This is a genomic window from Actinomadura opuntiae, from assembly GCF_030283205.1.
Lineage (GTDB): Bacteria > Actinomycetota > Actinomycetes > Streptosporangiales > Streptosporangiaceae > Spirillospora.
Genome location: NZ_JASNWF010000004.1, coordinates 33,362 through 54,528 on the forward strand (window position 1 = coordinate 33,362; position 21,167 = coordinate 54,528).

The following is a 21,167-nucleotide window of genomic DNA, read 5'->3' on the forward strand; positions in this document are numbered from 1 at the left end:
TAAGCGTGCCGCCATTACCGTGCCGCCGGTCGGGGACGCGGTCGGCTCAGTGATCGTCCTTGGGCTTCGCGGGGGCGCCGGCGCCCGTCTCCGGCGCGTCCGCCGCCTCTTCGGGGACGTTCGGCGCGGCCTGCCCGGGCTTGGTCCTGTCGGGGTCCGAGGCTTCGGCAGGGGCCGCCGGAAGGCCCGCGTCCTCCTGCGGTGCCCGGGGCGCGTCGGCGGCCTCCGGCGGGACGCTGGGCGCGTTCGCGGCACCGGGCGGGACGGACGGCGCGTCCGCGGATTCCGGCGGCGCCGCGGGGGCGTCCGCGGCCCCGGCCGGGACGGACGGGGCGTCGCCGGGCTCGGCGGGGACGGAGGCGGGCTCAGCGGCCGCGGGGGCGGGCTCAGCGGGCGCGTGGGCGGCTTCGGTGAAGGAATGCTTGGTAAGGGAAGGCTTGGCTTCCCCGGCGCCGGAGGCGGCCGCTGTGAGCTCCGCGGGCTCGGCGGACTCAGCGGACTCGGCCGGCTCAGCGGACTCGGCGGGCTCGGCCGGCTCGTCCTCGTCGGTCAGCAGCACGCCGACGACTGCGCGGATCTTGTCCTCCGGGATCGCGCCGAGCCGCAGCAGCCGCGGCACCGAACCGGTCAGGTCCACGATCGTGGACGGGTCGGCGTGCCCCGAGCGGCCGCCGTCCAGGTACACCGACACCGAGTCGCCGAGCATCTTCTCGGCCTCGTCGGCGTTGCGCGCGGCGGGCTCGCCGGACAGGTTCGCGCTGCTGACCGCGAGCGGCCCGGTCTCCTTGAGCACCTCAACGGCGAGCTCGTGCATCGGCATCCGGACCGCGACGGTCCCCCTGGTCTCGCCGAGGTCCCACATGAGGTTCGGGTTGGCGCGGCACACCAGCGTCAGCGCGCCGGGCCAGAACTCGTCGATCAGGTCCTGGCCGTAGGTGCCGAGGTCCTCGACCAGCGCGGTCGCGGCCCGCACGGACCCGACCAGGACGGGCGGCGGCATGTCGCGCCCGCGGCCCTTGGCGTCCAGCAGCGCCTGCACCGCGGCGGGCGTGAACGCGTCGGCGCCGACCCCGTACACCGTGTCGGTCGGCAGGACGACCAGCTCGCCGCGCCGCACGGCCGAGACGGCCTCGGCGATTCCACGGGTGCGCTCCATCGGCTCGGAGCAGTCATAACGTCGGCTCACGGTCGCCCGTCTTCCCATCTGCGCGGCGCTCGTCCTCTATGGCACGGCCCAGGATAGCCCCGTGACGTGCGGTCCCGCGTGCGCGGAGCCCGCCGGGGACGCCCGCTAGTCGGAGACGAGGCGGGCGGTGACGAACCGGTCCCGGTTGGTGAGGTCGCGGCGGTTGCGGACGTCCCGCCAGCCGTTCTCCTCCGCGAAGACCCAGTAGACGCCGTTGCCCTGCAGGTCGCTGTGCTCGACGGCGACGTGGCCGCCCGGGCGCAGCAGGCGGCGGGCGGTGCGCTCGACGACCCGGATCGCGTCCAGGCCGTCGTCGCCGCCGCCCCACAGCGCGTCCGCCGGATCGTGGTCGCGGACGTCGCGGGGCACGTACTCCCACTCGCTCATCGGGATGTACGGGGGGTTGCTGACGACGAGGTCGACGGTGCCGTTCAGCTCCGGCAGCGCGTTGGCGAAGTCGCCCAGATGCAAGCGGACGCGGCCCCGCTCGTCCAGCTCCTCGATGTTGCGGGTCGCATGCACGAACGCCTTGGGGTCCTTCTCCACCGCATGCACGCGCGCGCGAGGCGCCTCCAAGGCGATCGACAGCGCGATGGCGGCCGACCCCGTCCCGAGGTCGACGACCAGCGGGTCGCGGACGTCCATGTCGCGCAGCGTCTCCAGCGCCCAGCCGACCATCACCTCGGTCTCCGGACGCGGCACGAACACCCCCGGGCCGACCTTCAACTCCAGGTAGCGGAAGAACGCGCGGCCGGTGATGTGCTGGAGCGGCTCACCGGCCTCGCGGCGCGCGACGTACTCCCAGAACCGGGCGTCGAACGCGCTGTCGGGCACCCCGTGCAACTCCGAGCGCTTCACCCCGTGCACCGCCGCGGCCAGTTCCTCCGCGTCGGCACGCGGCGACGCGGCCCCAGCGTCGGCGAGCCGAGCAGTGGCCCTGGCGATCTCGTCCAGCAACAAACTCATGGCCGTGCCCTTCGAGGGGGGACGACCCCCCACGCCCCCCGGTTCGCTGCGCTCATGATTTCTGGGCTTCGGCCAGCCGGCGTTCCATGTCGGCATCGACCAGCGCCTGCGTCACGTTGTGCAGGTCGCCGTCGAGCACCTGGTCGAGGTTGTAGGCCTTGTAGCCGACGCGGTGGTCGGAGATCCGGTTCTCCGGATAGTTGTAGGTGCGGACCCGCTCGGACCGGTCCACGGTGCGGACCTGGCTCTTGCGCTCCGCCGACGCCGCCGCGTCGGCCTCCTCCTGCGCCATCGCCAGCAGCCGGGACCGCAGGATCCGCAGCGCCTGCTCCTTGTTCTGCAGCTGGCTCTTCTCGTTCTGGCAGGAGACGACGACGCCGGTCGGCAGGTGCGTGATCCGGACCGCGGAGTCGGTGGTGTTGACGCTCTGCCCGCCCGGCCCGGACGAGCGGTACACGTCGATGCGCAGGTCGTTGGGGTCGATCTGGACGTCCACGTCCTCGGCCTCGGGCGTCACCAGGACGCCGACGGCGCTGGTGTGGATGCGGCCCTGCGACTCGGTCGCGGGCACCCGCTGGACCCGGTGGACGCCGCCCTCGTACTTCAGCCGCGTCCAGACGCCCTCGTCCTGGGCGCTCCTGGCCTTCACCGCGACGGTGACGTCCTTGTAGCCGCCGAGATCGGACGGGTGGGAGTCGAGGACCTCGGTCTTCCAGCCGACCCGCTCGGCGTACCGCAGGTACATCCGCAGCAGGTCGCCGGCGAACAGCGCCGACTCCTCGCCGCCCTCACCGGCCTTGACCTCAAGGATCACGTCCTTGGCGTCGTTGGGGTCGCGGGGGACGAGCAACCGCCGCAGCCGCTCCTCCAGCTCGGCCCGGCGCCGGTCCAGGTCGGTGGCCTCGGCGGCGAACGCCTCGTCCTCGCCGGCCAGCTCGCGGGCGGTGCCGAGGTCGTCCTCGGTGGACGCCAGCTCGCGGTGCGTCTCGACGATCGGCCGCAGCTCGGCGTAGCGCTTGCCGAGCCGGCGCGCCAGGGACTGGTCGGCGTGGACGGACGGGTCGGCGAGCCGCCCCTCGATGTCGGCGTATTCGCTGATGAGTTCGTCGAGATTCACGGTGTGTCCTGGCCCGTCCCGGCCCGGGGGCGCGGCGGCCTCCGGATGCCGACTCCGGACGGCCCGGGGACCTGGAGAGTCCCCGGGCCGTCCCTGGTCGCTGTGCGGCGCTGTGCGGCGTACGCGGCGTGTGCGGCGCTGCGGCCCGCCGTGCTACTTGCCGGCCTTCTTCTTGCCGAAGCGCTGCTCGAAGCGCGCCACCCGGCCGCCGGTGTCGAGGATCTTCTGCTTGCCCGTGTAGAACGGGTGGCAGTTGGAGCACACGTCGGCGTGGATCACGCCGTTCTCGGCGGTGCTGCGGGTCTCGAAGGTGTTGCCGCACGTGCACGTCACGGTCGTGACGACGTAGTCCGGGTGGATGTCGGGCTTCATGGGTTCTCCTCGCATGGGGCGGTCGCCGGGCCCTCCCGCTCGCCGGGCCGTCTCCATGGGCGTGTTCCATGGGGCGGGGCCACGGGAGATGTGGGAGGCGTGAACCGGTACCGCAGCGGTTGCAGTCCAAGTGTGCCAGATACCGGAACGTGCCGAGGTCACCGGTCATTCCCGATCACGGCGGGCCGCGGCCCCCGGCGGGTCAGACGCCGGCGCGGCCGAGGTAGGCGAGCACGGCCATCACCCTGCGGTGCCCGCCCTGCGCGGGCTGCAGGTCGAGCTTGGCGAAGATGTTGGAGATGTGCTTCTCCACCGCGCCCTCGGTGACCACCAGGTCCTGCGCGATGGCGCCGTTGGAGCGGCCCTGCGCCATCAGCCCGAGCACTTCGCGCTCGCGCGGCGTCAACGCCTCCAGCGGGTCGCCGGTGCGGCGCCGGCCGAGCAGCTGCCCGATCACCTCCGGGTCGATCACCGTGCCGCCGGCGGCGATCCGGCGGACCGCGTCGATGAACTCCGCGACGTCCGACACCCGCTCCTTCAGCAGGTACCCGACGCCCTCGGCGCCGCCGCCGATCAGGTCGGTCGCGTACCGCTCCTCCACGTACTGCGACAGCACGAGGATCGGCGTGCCGGGCCTGCGCTCGCGGACGGCCAGCGCCGCGCGCAGCCCCTCGTCGGTGAACGACGGCGGCATCCGCACGTCCACGATCGCGAGGTCGGGCTCGTGCTCCTCGACGATGCCGAGCAGGCCCGGGCCGTCCCCCACCGTCGCGACCGTCTCGATCGCCGCGTCCGCGAGCAGCCGGACGAGCCCTTCGCGCAACAGCACCGAATCCTCGGCGATCACTACCCGCATGCGCCCATTATCGGGCCTGCGAACGGCGCGCGGGCCGCGTCACCAGGTGCAGGGCAGGTGTCACCAGGTGCAGGGCAGGTCCGCGCGGACGATCGTCGGGCCGCCGGGCGGGCTGTCGACGATCAGCATGCCGTCGATGGTGGCGGCCCGGTCGGCCAGCCCGGACAGCCCGCCGCCCGGCCGCGCCTCCGCCCCGCCGACGCCGTTGTCGGTCACCTCGACGACCACCCAGCGGTCCTCGCGGGCGACCCGGACCGTCGCGCGGGTCGCCCGCGCGTACTTGGCGACGTTCGCCAGCGCCTCGGCGACGATGAAGTAGGCGATGCTCTCCACCGCGGCCGGCGGGCGCTCGGGCAGGTCGACGTCCACCTCGACGGGGACCGGGGCGCGGCCGGCCAGCCCGGACAGCGCCGGGTCCAGGCCGCGGTCGGTGAGGATCGCCGGGTAGATGCCGCGGGCCAGGTCGCGCAGCTCGGTGATGGCCTCCCGGGTGCCCGCGTGCGCCTGCTCGATCAGCGCCCGCGCGCCCTCGGGGTCCGCGTCGAGCTTCGCGCGGGCCCGGCCGATGTCCATCGCGACGGCCAGCAGCCGCTGCTGCGCGCCGTCGTGCAGGTCCCGCTCGATGCGGCGGCGCTCGAACTCCGCCGCGTCCACGCCGCGCGCCCGGCTGGCCCGCAGGTGCGCCGTCCGCTCCCGCAGCTCCAGGTTCTCGGCCTGGGACGCGTTCGGGCCGAGCATCAGCCGCGCCCACGCCGCGTGGCCGATCGCCATCGACCGGGTCGCGTACATCGCCGGGACGAGCACGAGCAGCCCCGCCGCCGTCACCGGGATCGCCTCGGCCGGGTTGCCGGACCAGTACGTCACCCAGCCGAGGTTGATCTCCATGCCGCCGCCGAACAGCACGATCAGCGGCATGAACAGCAGCGTCCCCGTCAGCGCCCACACGAAGGCCGACACGACGAACTCCACCATCGTGAGGGGGAACAGCAGCCCGAGGTAGACCAGGTCCTTCCAGGTGGCGGGGTCGGCGGCCATCGCCCGCAGCCGGGAGAACGGGTTGCGGCCCTCGGGCGGCCGGCGGTACGGGTCGGGGACGGCGACGCCGAACGCCGCCCGGACGAGCCGCCGCTCCAGCCGCGCGCCGAACCGCCACGCCACCATCAGCAGCGCCAGCAGCGGGAACCCCACCCAGATGATCAGCGTGCTGATCGACAGCGCGAGCCCGACCACCAGCACCACGAACCAGCCGAGCCCGAACGCGAGGCTCACCGCCAGGTACAGCGCGGAACGCCAGGTCAGCGAGGAGCGTGCCATCGCGACCGGGTGCCAGGAGGCGTCCGCGACCGGCAGCGGCCCGCCCGCCGCCCGCGTCGCTCCCGCGCCGCCCGCCCCGGCGCGTGCCGGCGGGGCTCCCGCGTCCCCGATGTCCCTGCTCAGCTCGCCCACGTCGTCCCTCCGCGCCCGTTCCAACCTACGGTGCAAGCCTGCCTTCCGGGACGCCCGGCCACCATGCAGGCCCCCGCCCGAACGGGGTGGGGCTAACCCCACCATCGGCCGTCCGGGAAACGGCCCGGACACGCCGAACGCCCCCGCCCGGGATCCGGACGGGGGCGTTCACAGCGCGTTCTGCGGCGCGTGCGGCTAGCGGTCGTCGGAGACCGTGGTCTTCTGCACCTGGAGCAGGAACTCGGCGTTGGACTTGGTCTCCTTCATCTTCTCGATGAGGAGCTCCAGCGCCTGCTGGGTGTCGAGCGCGTGCAGCACCCGGCGCAGCTGCCAGACGACCCGCAGCTCCTCCGGCGCCATGAGGATCTCCTCCTTGCGGGTGGACGACTGGTCGACGTCCACCGCCGGGAAGATCCGCTTGTCCGCGAGCGACCGGTTGAGCTTCAGCTCCATGTTGCCGGTGCCCTTGAACTCCTCGAAGATGACCTCGTCCATCCGGGAGCCGGTCTCGACCAGCGCGGTGGCGAGGATCGTCAGCGAGCCGCCGTTCTCGATGTTGCGGGCCGCGCCGAAGAACCGCTTGGGCGGGTACAGCGCGGTCGAGTCGACACCGCCGGACAGGATGCGCCCGGACGCCGGCGCCGCCAGGTTGTAGGCCCGGCCGAGGCGGGTGATCGAGTCGAGCAGCACGACGACGTCGTGGCCCAGCTCCACCAGCCGCTTCGCGCGCTCGATCGCCAGCTCGGCGACCGTGGTGTGGTCCTCGGCGGGACGGTCGAAGGTCGAGTGGATGACCTCGCCCTTCACCGTCCGCTGCATGTCGGTGACCTCTTCCGGACGCTCGTCCACGAGGACGACCATCAGGTGGCACTCCGGGTTGTTCTTGGTGATCGCGTTGGCGATCGCCTGGAGCACCATCGTCTTGCCGGCCTTCGGCGGCGACACGATCAGCCCGCGCTGGCCCTTGCCGATCGGCGAGACCAGGTCGATGATCCGGGTGGTCAGGATGCCCGGGTCGGACTCCAGCCGCAGCCGCTCCTGCGGGTACAGCGGGGTCAGCTTGGAGAAGTCGACGCGGCCCTTGGCCTGCTCCGGCTCCATCCCGTTGACGGTGTCGAGCCGCACGAGCGCGTTGAACTTCTCGCGCCGCTCGCCCTCGCGGGCCTGCCGGACGGCGCCGGTGATGACGTCGCCCTTGCGCAGCCCGTTCTTGCGGACCTGCGCCAGCGAGACGTACACGTCGTTCGGGCCGGGCAGGTAGCCGGTGGTGCGGACGAACGCGTAGTTGTCGAGGATGTCGAGGATGCCCGCGACCGGGATCAGGACGTCGTCCTCGGTGATCACCGGCTCCTCGTAGCGCTCGCGGGCGCCGCCGCGGCCCCGGTTGCGCTCGCGGAACCGGCGCCCGCGCCGGCTCCGGCCGCCCTCGTCGTCGTCGTGCTGGCCGCCGCCGCCCTGGTTCTGGCCGCGCTGCCGGCCGCCGTCGCGGTCGCCCCGGTCGCCCCGGTCGCCGCGCTCGGCGCGCTCACCGCGGTCGCTCCGGTCACCGCGCTCGCCCCGGTCGCGGCCCTCGCCGCGCTCCCGGCCGCCGCGCTGGCGCTGGCGCCCGCCCTCGCGCCCCTCGCGGCCGTCCCGGCCGCCGTCGCGCCCGGACTCGCGCCCGCCCTGCGCCTCGCCGTCCTCGGAGCCGCCGCCCTGGGCCGCGGCCGGCTCGCGGTTCTGCCGGTCACCGCGCTCGCCCCGGCCCTCGGACGCCCCCCGGTCCTGCTTGTCGGCCGCGCGCGCGCTCTGCCGGCCGCCCTGCCGCTCGGCCCTGTCGGGCCGGTCGGCGGGCTTGCCGTCCTGCTTGCCGGGCTGCTGCCCGCCGTCCTGCCCCGCCGGCTGCGCGTCGGACGCGGCCTGCTCGGCGACGGGCGCGGTGTCGGGGATCGCGACCTGCTCGGAGGTCTCCCGCTTGGCGGCCGCGCGGGTGCGGCGCGGACGCTCGGTCTTGCCGGCCGGCGCCGCCGCCTTGCCCTGCTCGCCCTCGCCGGCCCCGGCGACGGCCTTGGCAGCGGCTCCCTGCTCGCCCGCCGAGCCCTGCCCCTGGCCGCCCTGCTTGTCCTGGATGGCGGCGATGAGCTGGCTCTTGCGCATCCCGGTCACGCCGGTGATGCCCAGGCTGGACGCGAGCGCCTTGAGCTCGGGCAGCACCATGGCCGACAGGCCGGTGCCGCGGCGGCGCCGGGGGGCGGCGGACTCCGCGCCGTTCTGGGCGGCGTCGGCCGCGGGTGCCGTGCTGGATGCGTCCGTAAGGAGTTCGCTGGATTCGCTCACTAAGGGTCCTTCCCAGGGAGCGGGCGTCGGCCGGCGATCGGCCGGTCAACCCGGTAATACGGCCCGGCGGGGGCGCCGAGTCGGGCTCCGCTGATCACGATGGGGCCGGGATCGGCGATGTTCTGGGCACAGCCAGATGGTGGTCGGGACGGTTCGCTCGCACGTGTCCCCGTCACCGCCACGTCCGAAGTTTCGCTGGAATGCCTGACAACGGAATGTCACGGTGTCGGGGAGCCTGGTACGCGGGACCGACACGGCCGGAGGGCCGGACAGGCGACGCGCGGCTGACGAGCACGCTGCCCCGAACGGGGCATCTGGTGCGGCAATCAGCCTAACATCACCAGGGCACACTGCTATTCCCCAGAGGTCGATGTCTTCGCATTTTACCTAGGTCGATCTTGCGGGGACCGGCACCGGCCGGAGCGTCGCGGCGATCCCGGCTGCGGCCCCCGCACGGTGGCGCGTCACGTCCGGCGGTCGGGTCCACCGGTCAGGACGCGGGCACCGAGAGTCGCGACGTCCAACGGGTGTTCGTGCCACCCATTACCCACTCGCAGAGCCATCGAATCAACTCGCGATGCGGTTGTGAAGGCCAGGACAGTGGGACCCGCGCCGGAAATCACCGCCGGCACTCCGGCCGCGCGGAGCCGGTCGAGGAGTTGCGCCGACTCCGGCATCGCGGGCGCGCGGTAATCCTGGTGGAGCCGGTCCTGCGTGGCGTCCAGCAGCACCCCGGCGCCGAGCCCGTCGCGGAGCGCGGCGACGAGCAGCGCGGCCCGTCCCGCGTTGGCCGCGGCGTCGGCGTGCGGGACGGCGTCCGGCAGCAGCCCGCGCGCCCGCTCGGTCGCCAGGCGCTGCTCGGGCACGAACACCACGACCTGCCTGACCTGCGGTTCCAGCCGGACGAGGCGCGCGCCGTCCGGGGTCGTCCAGGCGATGGTGAGGCCGCCCGCCAGGCACGGCGCGACGTTGTCGGGATGCCCCTCGATGTCGGTCGCGAGGCGCAGCGCGGCGGCGTCGTCCATCAGGTCGCCGTGCGGGTGCAGCGCGCGCGCCGCGACGATCCCCGCGACGATCGCGGCCGACGACGAGCCGAGCCCGCGGCTGTGCGGGATGCGGTTGCGGCACCGCAGCCGGATGCCCTTCGGCTGCCCGGACGGTTGGCCGGGTCCGGCCGCGGCGAGGTCGTCGAGCGCGTCGAAGGCCCGCCGCAGCACCTTCACGATCAGGTGCCGCTCGCCGCGGTCGGCGACCTCGGCGCCCTCCCCGTCCACCTCGATGGACACCCCGTCGCCGGCCAGCGTCACCTCGACGTCGTCGTGCAGCGACAGCGCGAGGCCGAGCGAGTCGAACCCCGGCCCCAGGTTGGCGCTCGTCGCCGGCGTCCGCACCAGCACGGACTTCTCCGGCCGGTTCCCCGGTTCTGCAGGGCCCATCAGGTGAGGCCGAGCGCGGAGGCCGCCTCGTGGGCGTCGACGCGGACGACGGTCGGGGCCGGCGCGCCGGAGATCGCCCAGTCGGGGTCCTTGAGGCCGTTGCCCGTCACCGTGCAGACGACCTTCGAGCCGGGCTTCACCACGCCCTGGCCCGCGGCCTGCAGCAGCCCCGCCACGCTCGCCGCCGACGCCGGCTCCACGAACACGCCCTCTTCCCTGGCGAGCATCCGGTAGGCGGCCAGGATCTGCCGGTCGGTGACCGAGTCGATCGCGCCGCCGGACTCGTCGCGCGCGGCGATCGCGAGGTCCCACGACGCGGGGTTGCCGATCCGGATCGCGGTCGCGATCGTCTGCGGCTTCAGCACCGGCTCGCCCTTGACGAACGGCGCCGCGCCGCTGGCCTGGAAGCCCAGCATGCGGGGCGTCCCCGCGGCCGCCCCGTCGGCGGCGTACTCCTTGTAGCCCATCCAGTACGCCGAGATGTTGCCGGCGTTGCCGACGGGCAGGCAGTGCACGTCCGGCGCGTCGCCGAGCGTGTCCACGATCTCGAACGCGGCGGTCTTCTGGCCCTGCAGCCGGTACTTGTTGACCGAGTTGACCAGCGCCACCGGGTAGTCGACCGACAGCTTGCGGGCCAGCTCCAGGCAGTCGTCGAAGTTGCCGTCGACCTGCAGCAGCCGCGCGCCGTGCACCAGCGCCTGCGCCAGCTTCCCCATCGCGATCTTGCCGTTGGGGACGAGCACCGCGCACGTCATCCCGGCCCGCACCGCGTACGCGGCGGCCGACGCGGAGGTGTTGCCGGTGGAGGCGCAGATGACCGCCTTGGCGCCGTCCTCGGCCGCCTTGCTGATCGCCATCGTCATCCCGCGGTCCTTGAACGAACCGGTCGGGTTGAGGCCCTCGACCTTCAGGTGCACCTCGCAGCCGGTCAGCTGGGAGATCCGGACGGCCGGCACCAGCGGCGTGCCGCCCTCCAGCAGCGTCACCACGGGCGTCGCGTCCGTCACCGGAAGCCGGTCGCGGTATTCCTCGATGAGGCCGCGCCACACGCGGGCGTTCCCGTTCACGTCAGTGTCTCCTCGGCTGACCTGCGGATGTGGACCCGGATTCTACCGGGGTCTCACTCCTCGCCCTCGACGCGCATGACGCTGGCGACCTCGCGGACGCTGTCCAGCCCCCGCAGGCCCTCCACCACCGCCGACAGCGCGGCGTCCGGCGCCCGGTGCGTCACCACCACGAGCTGCGCCTCCTCGCCCAGCCCCACCTGCCGGACGGCCTGGATCGACACCTCGTGCCGGGCGAACTCCTCGGCGACGGTGGCGAGCACGCCCGCCTCGTCGGTCACGTCCAGGTGGATGTAGTAGCGCGTCACGGTCTCGCCCATGGGCAGCACCGGGAGCTTGGCGTAGGTCACCTCGACCGGGCCGGGCGTGCCGCCGACCACGTTGCGCGCCACCGCGACCAGGTCGCCGAGCACCGCCGACGCCGTCGGGGCGCCGCCCGCACCCGCGCCGTAGAACATCAGCGACCCCGCCGACTCGGCCTCCACGAACACCGCGTTGTAGGCCTCGCGGACGCTGGCCAGCGGATGCGTCCGCGGGATCATCGCCGGGTACACGCGCACCGACACCCCGCGCCCGTTCCGCCCGTCCAGCGACGGGACGCGCTCGCAGATCGCCAGCAGCTTGACCACGCAGTCCATGCCCTTGGCGTCCGCGACGTCCGCCGCGGACACCTCGGTGATGCCCTCCCGGTGCACGTCCGCCGCCGTCACCGGGGTGTGGAACGCCAGCTGCGCCAGGATCGCCGCCTTCGCCGCCGCGTCGAAGCCCTCGACGTCCGCCGTCGGGTCCGCCTCGGCGTACCCGAGCGCCTGCGCCTCCTCCAGCGCCTCGTTGAAGCCGGCGCCGGCGGAGTCCATCTGGTCGAGGATGTAGTTCGTCGTGCCGTTGACGATGCCGAGGACCCGGTGCACGTGGTCGCCGACCAGCGACTCCCGCAGCGGCCGCAGCAGCGGGATCGCGCCCGCCACCGACGCCTCGTAGTACAGGTCCGCGCCGTACTCGCGGGCCGCGGCGAACAGCGTCGCCCCGTCCTCGGCCAGCAGCGCCTTGTTCGCGGTGACGACCGACTTGCCGGACTTCATCGCCTCCAGCATCAGCGTCCTGGCCGGCTCGATCCCGCCGATGACCTCGACGACGATGTCCACGTCGTCCCGCGTGACCAGCGCCTGCGCGTCCGTGGTGACCAGCCGCGGGTCGACGCCCGCGCGCACCCGCTCGGGCCGCCGCACCGCGATCCCGGCCAGCTCCAGCGGCGTCCCCACCCGCGCGGCGAGGTCGTCGGCCTGCTCGTTCAGCAGCCGGACGACCTCGCTGCCGACGACGCCGCATCCCAGCAGCGCGACCCGCAGCGGGCCACGTTCGGGTTTCACGCTCGAACCTCCGCATCCGCGTCCAGCCGCAGCAGGTCCTCGGCGGTCTCCCGGCGGACGATCACGCGCGACCTGCCGTCCTTCACCGCCACCACGGCGGGCTTCGGAACGTGGTTGTAGTTACTGGCCATCGAACGACAGTACGCACCGGTCGCGGCGACCGCCACCAGGTCCCCCGCCGCAATATCTTCGGGGAACCACAGGTCCCGCACGACGATGTCGCCGCTTTCGCAGTGCTTGCCGACAAGCCTACTGAGCATGGGCGATGCGTCGGACGACCGGCTCGCGAGCGCCCCGGTGTACTCCGCGCCGTACAGGGCGGTGCGCAGGTTGTCGCTCATCCCGCCGTCCACCGACACGTACGTCCGCAGCCCCTCGACGTCCTTCACGGTGCCGACCTCGTACAGCGTCACGCCGCCCGGACCGATGATCGCCCGGCCCGGCTCCACGGTCAGCCGCGGCATCGCCAGCCCGTACGCGCGGCACTCGTGCGCCACGATCTCCCGCAGGCCGTCCGCCATCGACTTCGGGTCGTGCGGCTCCTCCCCCGGCAGGTACGCGATCCCGTACCCGCCGCCGAGGTCCAGCTCCGGCAGCTCGATCCCGTGCTCGTCGCGGATCGCCACCAGCAGCTCTGCCAGCCGGTGCGCCGCGACCTCGAACCCGTCCACGTCGAAGATCTGCGACCCGATGTGGCTGTGCAGCCCGACCAGCTCCAGCTGCTTGAGCGCCAGCACCCGCCGCACCGCCTCCAGCGCGGCCCCGGAACCGCGGGAGAACCCGAACTTCTGGTCGTCGTGCGCGGTCGCGATGAACTCGTGCGTGTGCGCCTCGACGCCCGTCGTGACCCGCACCATCACCTTCGGCCGGACGCCCTTCTCCTGCGCCAGGTACCCCAGCCGCGCGATCTCCTCGAACGAGTCGAGCACGATCCGGCCGACGCCCACCTCGAGGGCCTTCGCCAGCTCCCAGGACGACTTGTTGCTCCCGTGCAGCGTGATCCGCTCCGTCGGGAAGCCCGCCGCCAGCGCGACGGCCAGCTCGCCGCCGCTGCACACGTCCAGCCCGAGGCCCTCCTCGTTCAGCCACCGCGCCACCGCCGTGCACAGGAACGCCTTGCCCGCGTAATGCACGTCACCGTCGTGGAACGCCGCCGCGTACTCCCTCGCCCGGGACCGCACGTCCTCCTCGTCGTAGACGTACAGGGGCGTCCCGTACTCCTTCGCCAGATCCCGCACGTCGACGCCGCCGATCGTCAGCGCGCCGTCCTCCCGCGTCGCGCCGCGCGGCCACACGTGCGGGTCCAGGGCGTTCAGGTCGTCCGCCGGCCCCGCAGGGTGGTCTTCGGGCAGGACGTCGGCGTGCCGGGGCCCGGCAGGGTGAACTCGACTCATATCCGCTCTCTTGGGGTCTCACCGATCATCTTCAGGCCGTTGCCGAGGGCGATGCGCACGGCCCGCGCCAGCCCGGCGCGTCCCGCGTGCACCGCCCCGGGTTTCTCGTCCCCCGCCGGCACGGCCGGGCACCGCTCGTGGACGTCGTGGTACGCCCCGGCCACCCTCTCCAAGCAGAACGCCAGCGGCCTCGCGTCGCCTTCCCGCTCCGCCTGCCTCGCCCGCCCGGGCACCTCGCCCAGCACCCCCACCAGCCGCAGCTCCGCGGGCTCGGGGTTTTGCAGATCCCCGTTCCCCACCCCGAGATCCTGAGCCCACCGCCCCGTCCAGCACGCCCGCGCATACGCGTACCGCACCGAGAAACCGGGATTCTCGAAGGTCCTGGGCCGGTCGTCCCACCCGAACCGCGGAACCCTCGCCGCCCCGTACGCCGGATCCCGCAGGATGCCGCTCACCACGTCCGCCGCCGGCACCTCGACCCGCACGAACCCGCGTCCGCTGACGGACCCGCCGACCCTCGCCGCGATCGCCTCGGGCTCCACACCCAGCACCAGCGCCACCGGGCTCTCGAAGACCCCGGCCCCGCACGCGAGAACGAGCACCTCGTCGGGCACCGCGACGTCCAGCCCACCCTCACCGACGGCGTCGCGCGCCGCCGCCACCAGGGCATCGCTCACCTCGGCCGGAGTCACCCTGGTGAGACTATCCGACCACTATCTGGACACCGCAGCGAGTTTCCGCACCGTCTGGATCAGCTGGTTCGGGTCGAACGGCTTGGTCACGTACGCGTCCACGCCGATCTCGTGCCCGCGCCGCACGTCGTGCTCCTGCGCCCGCGCCGTGATCATCACCACCCGGATGTGCGCCGTCCCCGGGTCCTCGCGCAGCTTGATCGCGGTCACCCACCCGTCCAGCCGCGGCATCATCACGTCCAGCGTGATCACGTCGGGCCGTGCCTCGGCCACCTTCTCCAGGCAGTCCTGACCGTCCACCGCGGTCGACACCTCGAACCCCTCCAGCTGCAGGTTCACGGCGATGAGCTGCCGGATGACCTCGTCGTCGTCGACGACCAGCACGCGTCCCAGTGGCTCGGTCACGGCCTCGAAGTTAGTCGACTCCTCCCCCGAACGCACGGCGAACGTCCACGTACGCGTCACCCCGCCAACCCTGGTAGCCTTCCACCACGCGCCGCACCGCGACGCAAGGGCCCCCTTAGCTCAGGGGATAGAGCAACGGCCTCCGGAGCCGTGTGCGCAGGTTCGAATCCTGCAGGGGGCACCCCTAAACGATCAGCCGGTTCCCGCGTTTGACCTGCGGAAACCGGCCGTTCTTGTTCACGGGCCATGTGACATCAGATGCCACCACAGGACGCCGTATGCCACAGCGCGTGTTCCATCTGCGTTCCAGCATCGCCGGGGCCTGCCCCTACAGATGCCACCAGCCGGGCTGCCGCCTTCGCTCTCGCCAAACCTGAGCGGCCTGTTCGATCTCGGGCCTGATCTTTCTCGCCAGATGTTTCACCATCGTCACAGCGTGTCCTAGATCTTCTCTGAGGTTCTCTTCTACGACCGCGGGCTCGTCTTGGGCTTGCTGTAGGGCCTTGTCGGATGCAGCGGCAAGCCTTCGATGCAGTGATTGGCGAGACACCCCGTAGTAGCTAGCGATCGCGTCCCAAGACATCCCCGCATCCTGCATCAGAGCGCAGGTCAGAGCCTCTAACCGCAAAAGATCCTTCTGCAGACTCCGAATCACGCCAGCCTCGATAACGATCTCGCCAGGATCCGCTGCCTCGCATGGGTCAGCAACACCTAGGAGGTAGCTCGCCATGCCGAGTGCTGTCTCAGCTCGCATCAACACCAGGTTTCGGAGTCTCTCGTCACGGCTGGACATATCACGCAAGCATCGCAGGACTGTCAGCACACGGCTGACACTTTGAGCGGGTTGATTCGAGACCGTTGAGAACGTAGGAGGGCGGTCCCCTGCTGGCACAGGGAACCGCCCTAGAGCCATCAAGTCTCGGGAGACATGATGATGCCCTTCGAGGGTAGCGCGCGCGAGATTGACCGGGAGGCACAGGTGGTCGCCTTCACTGTGAACGTCACTTTCGACGCCGAGCGTGATCGAAAGGCAGCGGCCGACATGCCTGCGGCGCGCTCCGGACGGGCGGCGGCGAAGATAGCTGCCACCGTCGTCGGTGTAGCAACCGTGCTCAGCTCCGCAGTCGGCCTAGCCCAATGGTTGCACTGGCCTAGCTAGGGGCCTCGGGTTTCCGGGTCTGAGACTAGGCGCCGACCCGCACATAGCGGGTCGGCGCCTAGTTCGCCCAACAAGTGCATTCAGCCGACCCACGGCTCAGCTCATCAAGGCGTCGTCTATGCGTCCCTCCCACACGCGGTCCTGACCGGCAATGACCTTGGCGTAGATCTTCAGGAGCACCTCGACACTATGGCCGGCCCACTCGGCGACCTGCGTAGGCGGAACGCCGGCGTTGAGCCGTAGCGAGACACCGGCGTGCCGGAGGTCGTACGGGCGCCGGGCGAGGTCGGACGCCTCCTCGGCGGGCGTCAGTGCGAACGTGCGCGCCTTGTGCCAGGTGCGACCGTAGCCGGATGGGAGCAGTACTCCCCCGCGCTCGGTACGGAACAGCCGACCGTCCGGGGCGATGCCGTACCGCTCGATGTGGGTTCGCAGGATCCGGACGAGTTGCGGCGGGATCGGTACCGGCCGTTTGGCCTTGCGGTTGCGCCCTTTGAGCCCGCGGTCATCGTGGTACTCCCCCGAGTCCGTCCACTCGGTTCCCACCGACGGCTTGGAGCCGGCGAGCATCAGCCGTCCCCATCCCGTTGCCGGTAGCTCGCAGTCAGATTCGCGCAGAGAGACGACCTCGCCGGGCCGCATCATCGCGTAGTAGATGCACGCAAAGAACGCGACCATTCGAGGGCCTCGCCGAGGCCCAGCATAACTGACTGCCGTGAGGAGTTCCGCCATTTGGCTCGGCAAGGGGACGACGGCCGGGTCTACTTCCTCCCAGACTTCGTCATCCTCGGCCGGTTTCCAGTCGAGCCCGTCGATTGGATTGACGGCGAGGCGTTTGCGCTGAACCGCGTACTTCAGCACGTTGTAGAGAACGCGTCGGCGCCGGGTGTAGTAGCTCGGCGAGGCGGCGGTGCCGTCCAGCTTTCGCGCGCACGCGTCGAGCGCAAGCGTGATGCCCTCGAACTCGGCGAGGTCGGCGAGCGGGACGGACGCCTTACGGACCCAGTTAAGCGCGGCGGCGACCTCGGCGGAGCGGTCGGTCTGGCGACGATTCTTGTTGTACTCCCAGCGACGAAGCGCGTTCCGCAGAACTCGACCAGCTCCACCCTGAATCAGGCCCAAGTCCTCCAGCACCACCAAAGCGCGTCGTGCGGTGGTCCTGCTCACCCCGTACTCACTGGCCAGTGTGGACTCAGACGGTAGAGGCGCACCGGGCGCCAGGTCACCGGACGTGATCCGCTCGCGCAGACCATCGGCGATCTCTCGGAACCCCACGTTCGCCACAGCTCTCCTCGGCTCGTCTCGCTCACAGTCCTTGTTACCGCATCCCCGGTTGGGTCAACAGCGCTACGGCACTCGGGGGGCGTTCCTTCCTCCTCGGAGTCCGTCAGCGGGTCCCTGAGGCGCCTAGAGAGCGCCGTTCGCGGGCCGAATACGCAGCCTGGCGCGGTTGCTGTCCGCCCTAGAGGGACTCACAGCGGCGCGGCGTGTTCCATTCATGCCCAGATGGCGCCACCATCTTTCGAAAATGCTATTTACCCCCTCCCCCCTTTAGAACATCCTGCAAAGCCTTGGTGATCTCTACCGCGGCCCCTAATTGGCCTGCCACTTCAGGCGGCGATGACTCGCCGGACTGCCCGCCTAACTGTGGAGCACCAAAGATCCACTTTCCGAATTCGCCACGTATTTGATCGCGCATGTCTTCGCTCAGTGAAGCCGTATATGACTCGATAGTCAGCAAGCGTACCGCTATTCCACCAGCCTCGTTGGCCCTATTTCTATGCGCGTTCGCCTCTCGCGCCAAATAAGCAGCAAGAGCACCGAAGGGCAAGGTTATTGAAAGTCTCCTCATCAATTCCAGCCATGTTAGCTTATGCACCTCATGCCCGAGAGACCAAGCCAAGAAGCTTGCAATTAAAAGAGTTATGGCAATTACAGTGAGTCGTAGCACATTCGCCGCTTTATTGTGCCTGCTAGCATACTCGGCAAAATCACTCCCTAGGCCAGCCTCGGCGGCCTGCTGTGCTATTGAACGGACATTATTCAAACTTTCTTCTGCTTCAGTGGCGGCGAGATCAGCCCGGCTCAGCGCTCGAGCTGTGCGCAATTCGTCGGCGAGAAACGTGGCCCGCCTTTCCCAATAGTCGGAATCAAAGGACACAACACCCTTATACAGTGTCAGCGATTCGTGCACCTCCGCGAGTTGCTCTATGAGCTTCTCCTCGATCTTGGCCGTCGCTGCTTCAAAATCTACACGCCTGGTCTTGCCGGTCAGATTTGTGAGAATATCCAGCATTTCCTCCAGAGAAGATTTGAAGAAAAGCTCAGAAAGATACTCAATTGCCCCCCTGGGCGCACCGAAAGAATTTCTCCTCGAAACACGATAGATTGTTTTGAGTTTATCTAAAATTTTCGATAGTGCCCACATAGCTTCTCGCTCTTCGCGAGTTCTCTGACTACTGCGCATGCTCTCATAAACATTCGTAAGAGAGGTAGCTCGCTGGTCTATTGTCGAAATAATCTGTCGCTTCTCTGCAAGCTCGACCAAGACCGGCTCATGCCCACCATGTTCGTCTGGTTCCGGCGGGAGGTCGTCCTCTGCCATCTTAGAATCCTTTACTCGCTCAATCCTCGGCCCTGATCGTAACTCACGGGTGCCGAGTGAGGTTGTTCCTCGCCAGGATTCGGCCAACGCGGCTCCGCTAGGTACAGGCAAGGGACCAGACGCCTGCGCAGCGTCACAGCGGGCTAGCTCTGCCACAACCTTCGTAGGCGTGCCAGGGCTTCCGGTGGAGTCGTGAGGCTGCCGGAGAGCGCCGTTCAGAAGGTCCCGCGGCACCTAGGCTGAGACGAGTCTCAGTCACGTTAGAACGACTCTCAATGTCGCGCTGTGTTCCATTCACGTCCAGAGGGCGCAAGCACACGGGAATTCTTCCTGGTCGACGACTTGTTCGGTGCTGGTCTCCGGAGCCGTGTGCGCAGGTTCGAATCCTGCAGGGGGCACCTCTCTGAGACCAGCGAAACCACCTCGCTGACCAGCACAGACCCCAAAGAACCGGGCGGGACCTCAGTCCAACTGAGTCCGCCCGTTCTCACTATCTAGCACCCCCAACGAGAGAGGCGAGAGTCTCTCGCTCCCCACCCCTCTCACGCGACACAGCGCTCCACCCTGGTGCGGCAGGGCCGTTGCATGACCCTTCATTGCGAGTCCACATGACCAGCGAAATCCCCCTCATGAGCGGCTACGCCGCACGCCAAGGCGGTCGCGGAGACCAGGCCTACGCGAGGAGCGGGCGCGGAGACGTCGCAGACGTTAGCCGGCCCAGAGGATGTCGATGATGCGCACGGTCTCTGCCTTGTCGTCGACGAGGAGGGTCAGCATGCCTTGGTTGTCCTTGCCGAAGAACGCGTGGCGCAGCGCCGACTGGTCCGGCCGCTCCGGGACGGCGTCCCACGGGGACTCCAGGAGCTCGAGGAGGCGTTCGAGCAGGGGGCCGTTGCGGATCTCCTCGGGCAGCCCGTTCAGCTCGTACAGTGCGCGCCCGTGGAAGCCGTCGAAGCGGTGCGTCACACCCGGCCTTCCCAGCCCGGCGGCGTGTACCGCGCGAAGGCGTCCTCACGGCCCTGCAGGGCGTCCTGGACAGCCTCTTCGTAGCCGGGACGGGCGTAGGCGATGGCTCGTAGGCGCCACTGCTGGAGCAAAGTTCGGACCTGCTTGAACCGCGCCAGGTCGTGCGCAGCGTCCAGCGCCTGGTCGTACTCGGCCCGGAACTGCTCCCGGTGTGACCGCGGGAGCGCGTCGTAGATCGCGGCCGGATCCTCGCCGGGATCGCGCGGCGCGGACGGTTCCTCGGGCTGGGCGGTCATGGTCCCAATCTACCTGTGCACGTTGCGGAACATGCGCGGAACGGGCGGGTGTGGGAGGGGCGGGACGGAGCGTCCCGGCGCAGGTCAGCGTCCCTGTGAGCGGTGATCTGGAAGCGCCCTCTGGAGCCGTGTGCGCGGGTTGAAGCCTGCAGGGGCTCTTCTCTGAGACCAGCGAAATCACCTTGCGACCAGCACAGACACCACGAGAACGGGCGAGCCCTCAGTTCAACTGAGTCCCGCCCGTTCTCACTTTCTAGGGTGTCTGCGAGAGCCTTTCGTGGCGTACTGCCCTGGCCTTACGTTTTCGTCGGCGGCGGCAGTGTCATGACCAACTGCGGTAAGCGGCCAGTACTGCTGCGAGGCCTTCTTGTAGGTCGTTGATGAAGTACTCGGGGACCTCCAGGGAGGGGAAGTGTCCTCCGGATTCGGGTGTCCTCCATCGGACGATCTGTCGGTACCGCTCTTGGGCCCAGGAGCGCGGATACTTTTCAATGTCGCGGGGATACGTGCTGATTGCCGACGGGACGTCGACTCGGAGTTCAGGGTCGAGCGAGTTGTGGCTTTCATAGTAGATACGAGCCGACGATGCGCCGGTCCTGGTCAGCCAATACAGGGTGACGTTGTCAAGGATGCTGTCTCTGGAGATCGTCTCGAACGGGCTGTCCTCGGTATCTGTCCACTCGGCGAATTTGTCAAGAATCCAGGCAAGAAGTCCGACCGGGGAGTCGACGAGCGAGTAGCCGATGGTTTGCGGTCGGGTCGCCTGCTGCTTCGCGTACGCCGCGCGGTGGCGCCAGAAATCGTGGGTCTCTTCGGCCCATTTGCGCTCGGCCGCCGTCAGCCCGTCCGTGGTCAGCCCTGGCGGTGCCTGCGCGAACGTTGAGTGGATGCCGAGCACGTGCTCCGGGAACCTGCCGCCGAGGATTGTGGTGACCACGCCTCCCCAGTCACCGCCGTGGGCGAGGAACTTACTGTAGCCGAGCCTTCCCATCAGCTTCACCCAGGCGGCCGCGATCTTTTCGGTTCCCCAGCCGGTGGTGGCCGGCTTGTCGCTGTAGCCAAAACCTGGCAGCGACGGGACTACGACGTGGAACGCTGGTGCGTTCGCGCTTTTCGGATCTGCCAGTTCGTCTATTACGTGGGTGAACTCAGCAATGCTGCCCGGCCAGCCGTGCGTCAAGATCAGCGGGGTGGCGTCTACGCGGGTGGATCGGCGGTGCAGGAAGTGAATTCCCAGACCGTCAATGGTCGTGCGGAACTGGCCGATCTGATTGATGCGCGTTTCGAACGACCGCCAGTCGTACCCGGTGCGCCAGTAGTCCACGACGTCCACGAGGTCGGCAAGGGGAACGCCCTGGTCCCATCGGCGAGGGTCGGGCGCGGCGCGGTAAACCGTCTCGGCTTCCGGCAGCCGTGCTGCGGCCAGTCGCGCGCGCAGGTCGTCGAGGTCAGCGTCGCTGGCGTGGGCTTCGAATGCTTGCACGTCGCTCGTTTGACGGTTCATGAGACGCCTCCGCTTCG

At 70.1% G+C, this 21,167-nt stretch carries 18 protein-coding genes and 1 tRNA gene; 1 reads left to right on the top strand and 18 read right to left on the bottom strand.

Translation table 11 applies throughout. The features are described from left to right. Positions 1 to 46: 46 nt before the first annotated feature. The 13 genes from QP089_RS49020 to QP089_RS09115 form a co-directional block, all read right to left on the bottom strand. Positions 47 to 1,186, bottom strand: a complete 1,140-nt coding sequence (locus tag QP089_RS49020; protein WP_446474017.1) for an L-threonylcarbamoyladenylate synthase — start codon at positions 1,184 to 1,186, stop codon at positions 47 to 49. A gap of 105 nt (positions 1,187 to 1,291) precedes the next feature. Then, positions 1,292 to 2,152, bottom strand: coding sequence for a peptide chain release factor N(5)-glutamine methyltransferase (gene prmC, locus QP089_RS09060; protein WP_285910955.1), 861 nt, complete (start codon positions 2,150 to 2,152; stop codon positions 1,292 to 1,294). Positions 2,153 to 2,204: 52 nt separating this feature from the next. Then, entirely contained in the window at positions 2,205 to 3,269 is a 1,065-nt protein-coding gene (gene prfA, locus QP089_RS09065; protein ID WP_285910956.1) for a peptide chain release factor 1, read from the bottom strand. A 153-nt stretch (positions 3,270 to 3,422) separates the two neighbouring features. Further along, complete coding sequence (rpmE, locus tag QP089_RS09070; RefSeq protein WP_151544542.1) at positions 3,423 to 3,641, bottom strand: 50S ribosomal protein L31; 219 nt, start codon at positions 3,639 to 3,641, stop codon at positions 3,423 to 3,425. 202 nt (positions 3,642 to 3,843) lie between these two features. Further along, positions 3,844 to 4,497, bottom strand: a complete 654-nt coding sequence (locus tag QP089_RS09075; RefSeq protein ID WP_285910959.1) for a response regulator transcription factor — start codon at positions 4,495 to 4,497, stop codon at positions 3,844 to 3,846. Positions 4,498 to 4,557: 60 nt separating this feature from the next. Continuing rightward, positions 4,558 to 5,943: a sensor histidine kinase gene (locus QP089_RS09080; protein ID WP_285910960.1), complete on the bottom strand. Its 1,386-nt coding sequence runs from the start codon at positions 5,941 to 5,943 to the stop codon at positions 4,558 to 4,560. A gap of 195 nt (positions 5,944 to 6,138) precedes the next feature. Continuing rightward, positions 6,139 to 8,259, bottom strand: a complete 2,121-nt coding sequence (rho, locus tag QP089_RS09085) for a transcription termination factor Rho (RefSeq protein WP_285910961.1) — start codon at positions 8,257 to 8,259, stop codon at positions 6,139 to 6,141. A gap of 464 nt (positions 8,260 to 8,723) precedes the next feature. Then, positions 8,724 to 9,695, bottom strand: a complete 972-nt coding sequence (gene thrB / locus QP089_RS09090; protein WP_285910962.1) for a homoserine kinase — start codon at positions 9,693 to 9,695, stop codon at positions 8,724 to 8,726. Beyond that, complete coding sequence (thrC, locus tag QP089_RS09095; RefSeq protein WP_285910963.1) at positions 9,695 to 10,762, bottom strand: threonine synthase; 1,068 nt, start codon at positions 10,760 to 10,762, stop codon at positions 9,695 to 9,697. Before thrC ends, thrB begins: the two co-directional genes overlap by 1 nt. 53 nt (positions 10,763 to 10,815) lie before the next feature. Further along, on the bottom strand, positions 10,816 to 12,129 hold the full coding sequence (locus tag QP089_RS09100; RefSeq protein WP_285910964.1) for a homoserine dehydrogenase: 1,314 nt from the start codon (positions 12,127 to 12,129) through the stop codon (positions 10,816 to 10,818). Next, positions 12,126 to 13,523 (bottom strand): diaminopimelate decarboxylase, encoded by a 1,398-nt coding sequence (gene lysA, locus QP089_RS09105; RefSeq protein WP_285910965.1) that lies wholly within the window; start codon positions 13,521 to 13,523, stop codon positions 12,126 to 12,128. The genes QP089_RS09100 and lysA overlap by 4 nt, the downstream gene beginning before the upstream one ends. Continuing rightward, positions 13,520 to 14,200, bottom strand: coding sequence for a DALR anticodon-binding domain-containing protein (locus tag QP089_RS09110; RefSeq protein ID WP_285910966.1), 681 nt, complete (start codon positions 14,198 to 14,200; stop codon positions 13,520 to 13,522). The genes lysA and QP089_RS09110 overlap by 4 nt, the downstream gene beginning before the upstream one ends. A gap of 36 nt (positions 14,201 to 14,236) precedes the next feature. After that, positions 14,237 to 14,599 carry a response regulator transcription factor gene (locus QP089_RS09115; protein ID WP_285911454.1) on the bottom strand — a complete coding sequence of 121 codons (363 nt, stop codon included), beginning with the start codon at positions 14,597 to 14,599 and terminating at the stop codon, positions 14,237 to 14,239. Between the two features lie 130 nt (positions 14,600 to 14,729). Here QP089_RS09115 and QP089_RS09120 point away from each other — a divergent pair. Beyond that, a tRNA-Arg gene (locus QP089_RS09120) sits at positions 14,730 to 14,801 on the top strand. Between the two features lie 1,074 nt (positions 14,802 to 15,875). On the opposite strand, the gene QP089_RS09125 is transcribed toward QP089_RS09120, so the two are convergent. From QP089_RS09125 to QP089_RS09145, 5 genes are all read right to left on the bottom strand, one after another. Beyond that, positions 15,876 to 17,063, bottom strand: coding sequence for a GntR family transcriptional regulator (locus QP089_RS09125; RefSeq protein ID WP_285910967.1), 1,188 nt, complete (start codon positions 17,061 to 17,063; stop codon positions 15,876 to 15,878). A 247-nt stretch (positions 17,064 to 17,310) separates the two neighbouring features. Continuing rightward, positions 17,311 to 18,384, bottom strand: a complete 1,074-nt coding sequence (locus QP089_RS09130; protein ID WP_285910968.1) for a hypothetical protein — start codon at positions 18,382 to 18,384, stop codon at positions 17,311 to 17,313. A gap of 708 nt (positions 18,385 to 19,092) precedes the next feature. Continuing rightward, positions 19,093 to 19,350: a hypothetical protein gene (locus tag QP089_RS09135; protein ID WP_285910969.1), complete on the bottom strand. Its 258-nt coding sequence runs from the start codon at positions 19,348 to 19,350 to the stop codon at positions 19,093 to 19,095. Beyond that, entirely contained in the window at positions 19,347 to 19,646 is a 300-nt protein-coding gene (locus QP089_RS09140; RefSeq protein WP_285910970.1) for a DUF6247 family protein, read from the bottom strand. Before QP089_RS09140 ends, QP089_RS09135 begins: the two co-directional genes overlap by 4 nt. 322 nt (positions 19,647 to 19,968) lie before the next feature. Further along, the gene (locus QP089_RS09145; RefSeq protein ID WP_285910971.1) at positions 19,969 to 21,150 is read right to left on the bottom strand and encodes an epoxide hydrolase family protein; all 1,182 of its coding nucleotides are present in this window, start codon (positions 21,148 to 21,150) and stop codon (positions 19,969 to 19,971) included. Positions 21,151 to 21,167: the final 17 nt, after the last annotated feature.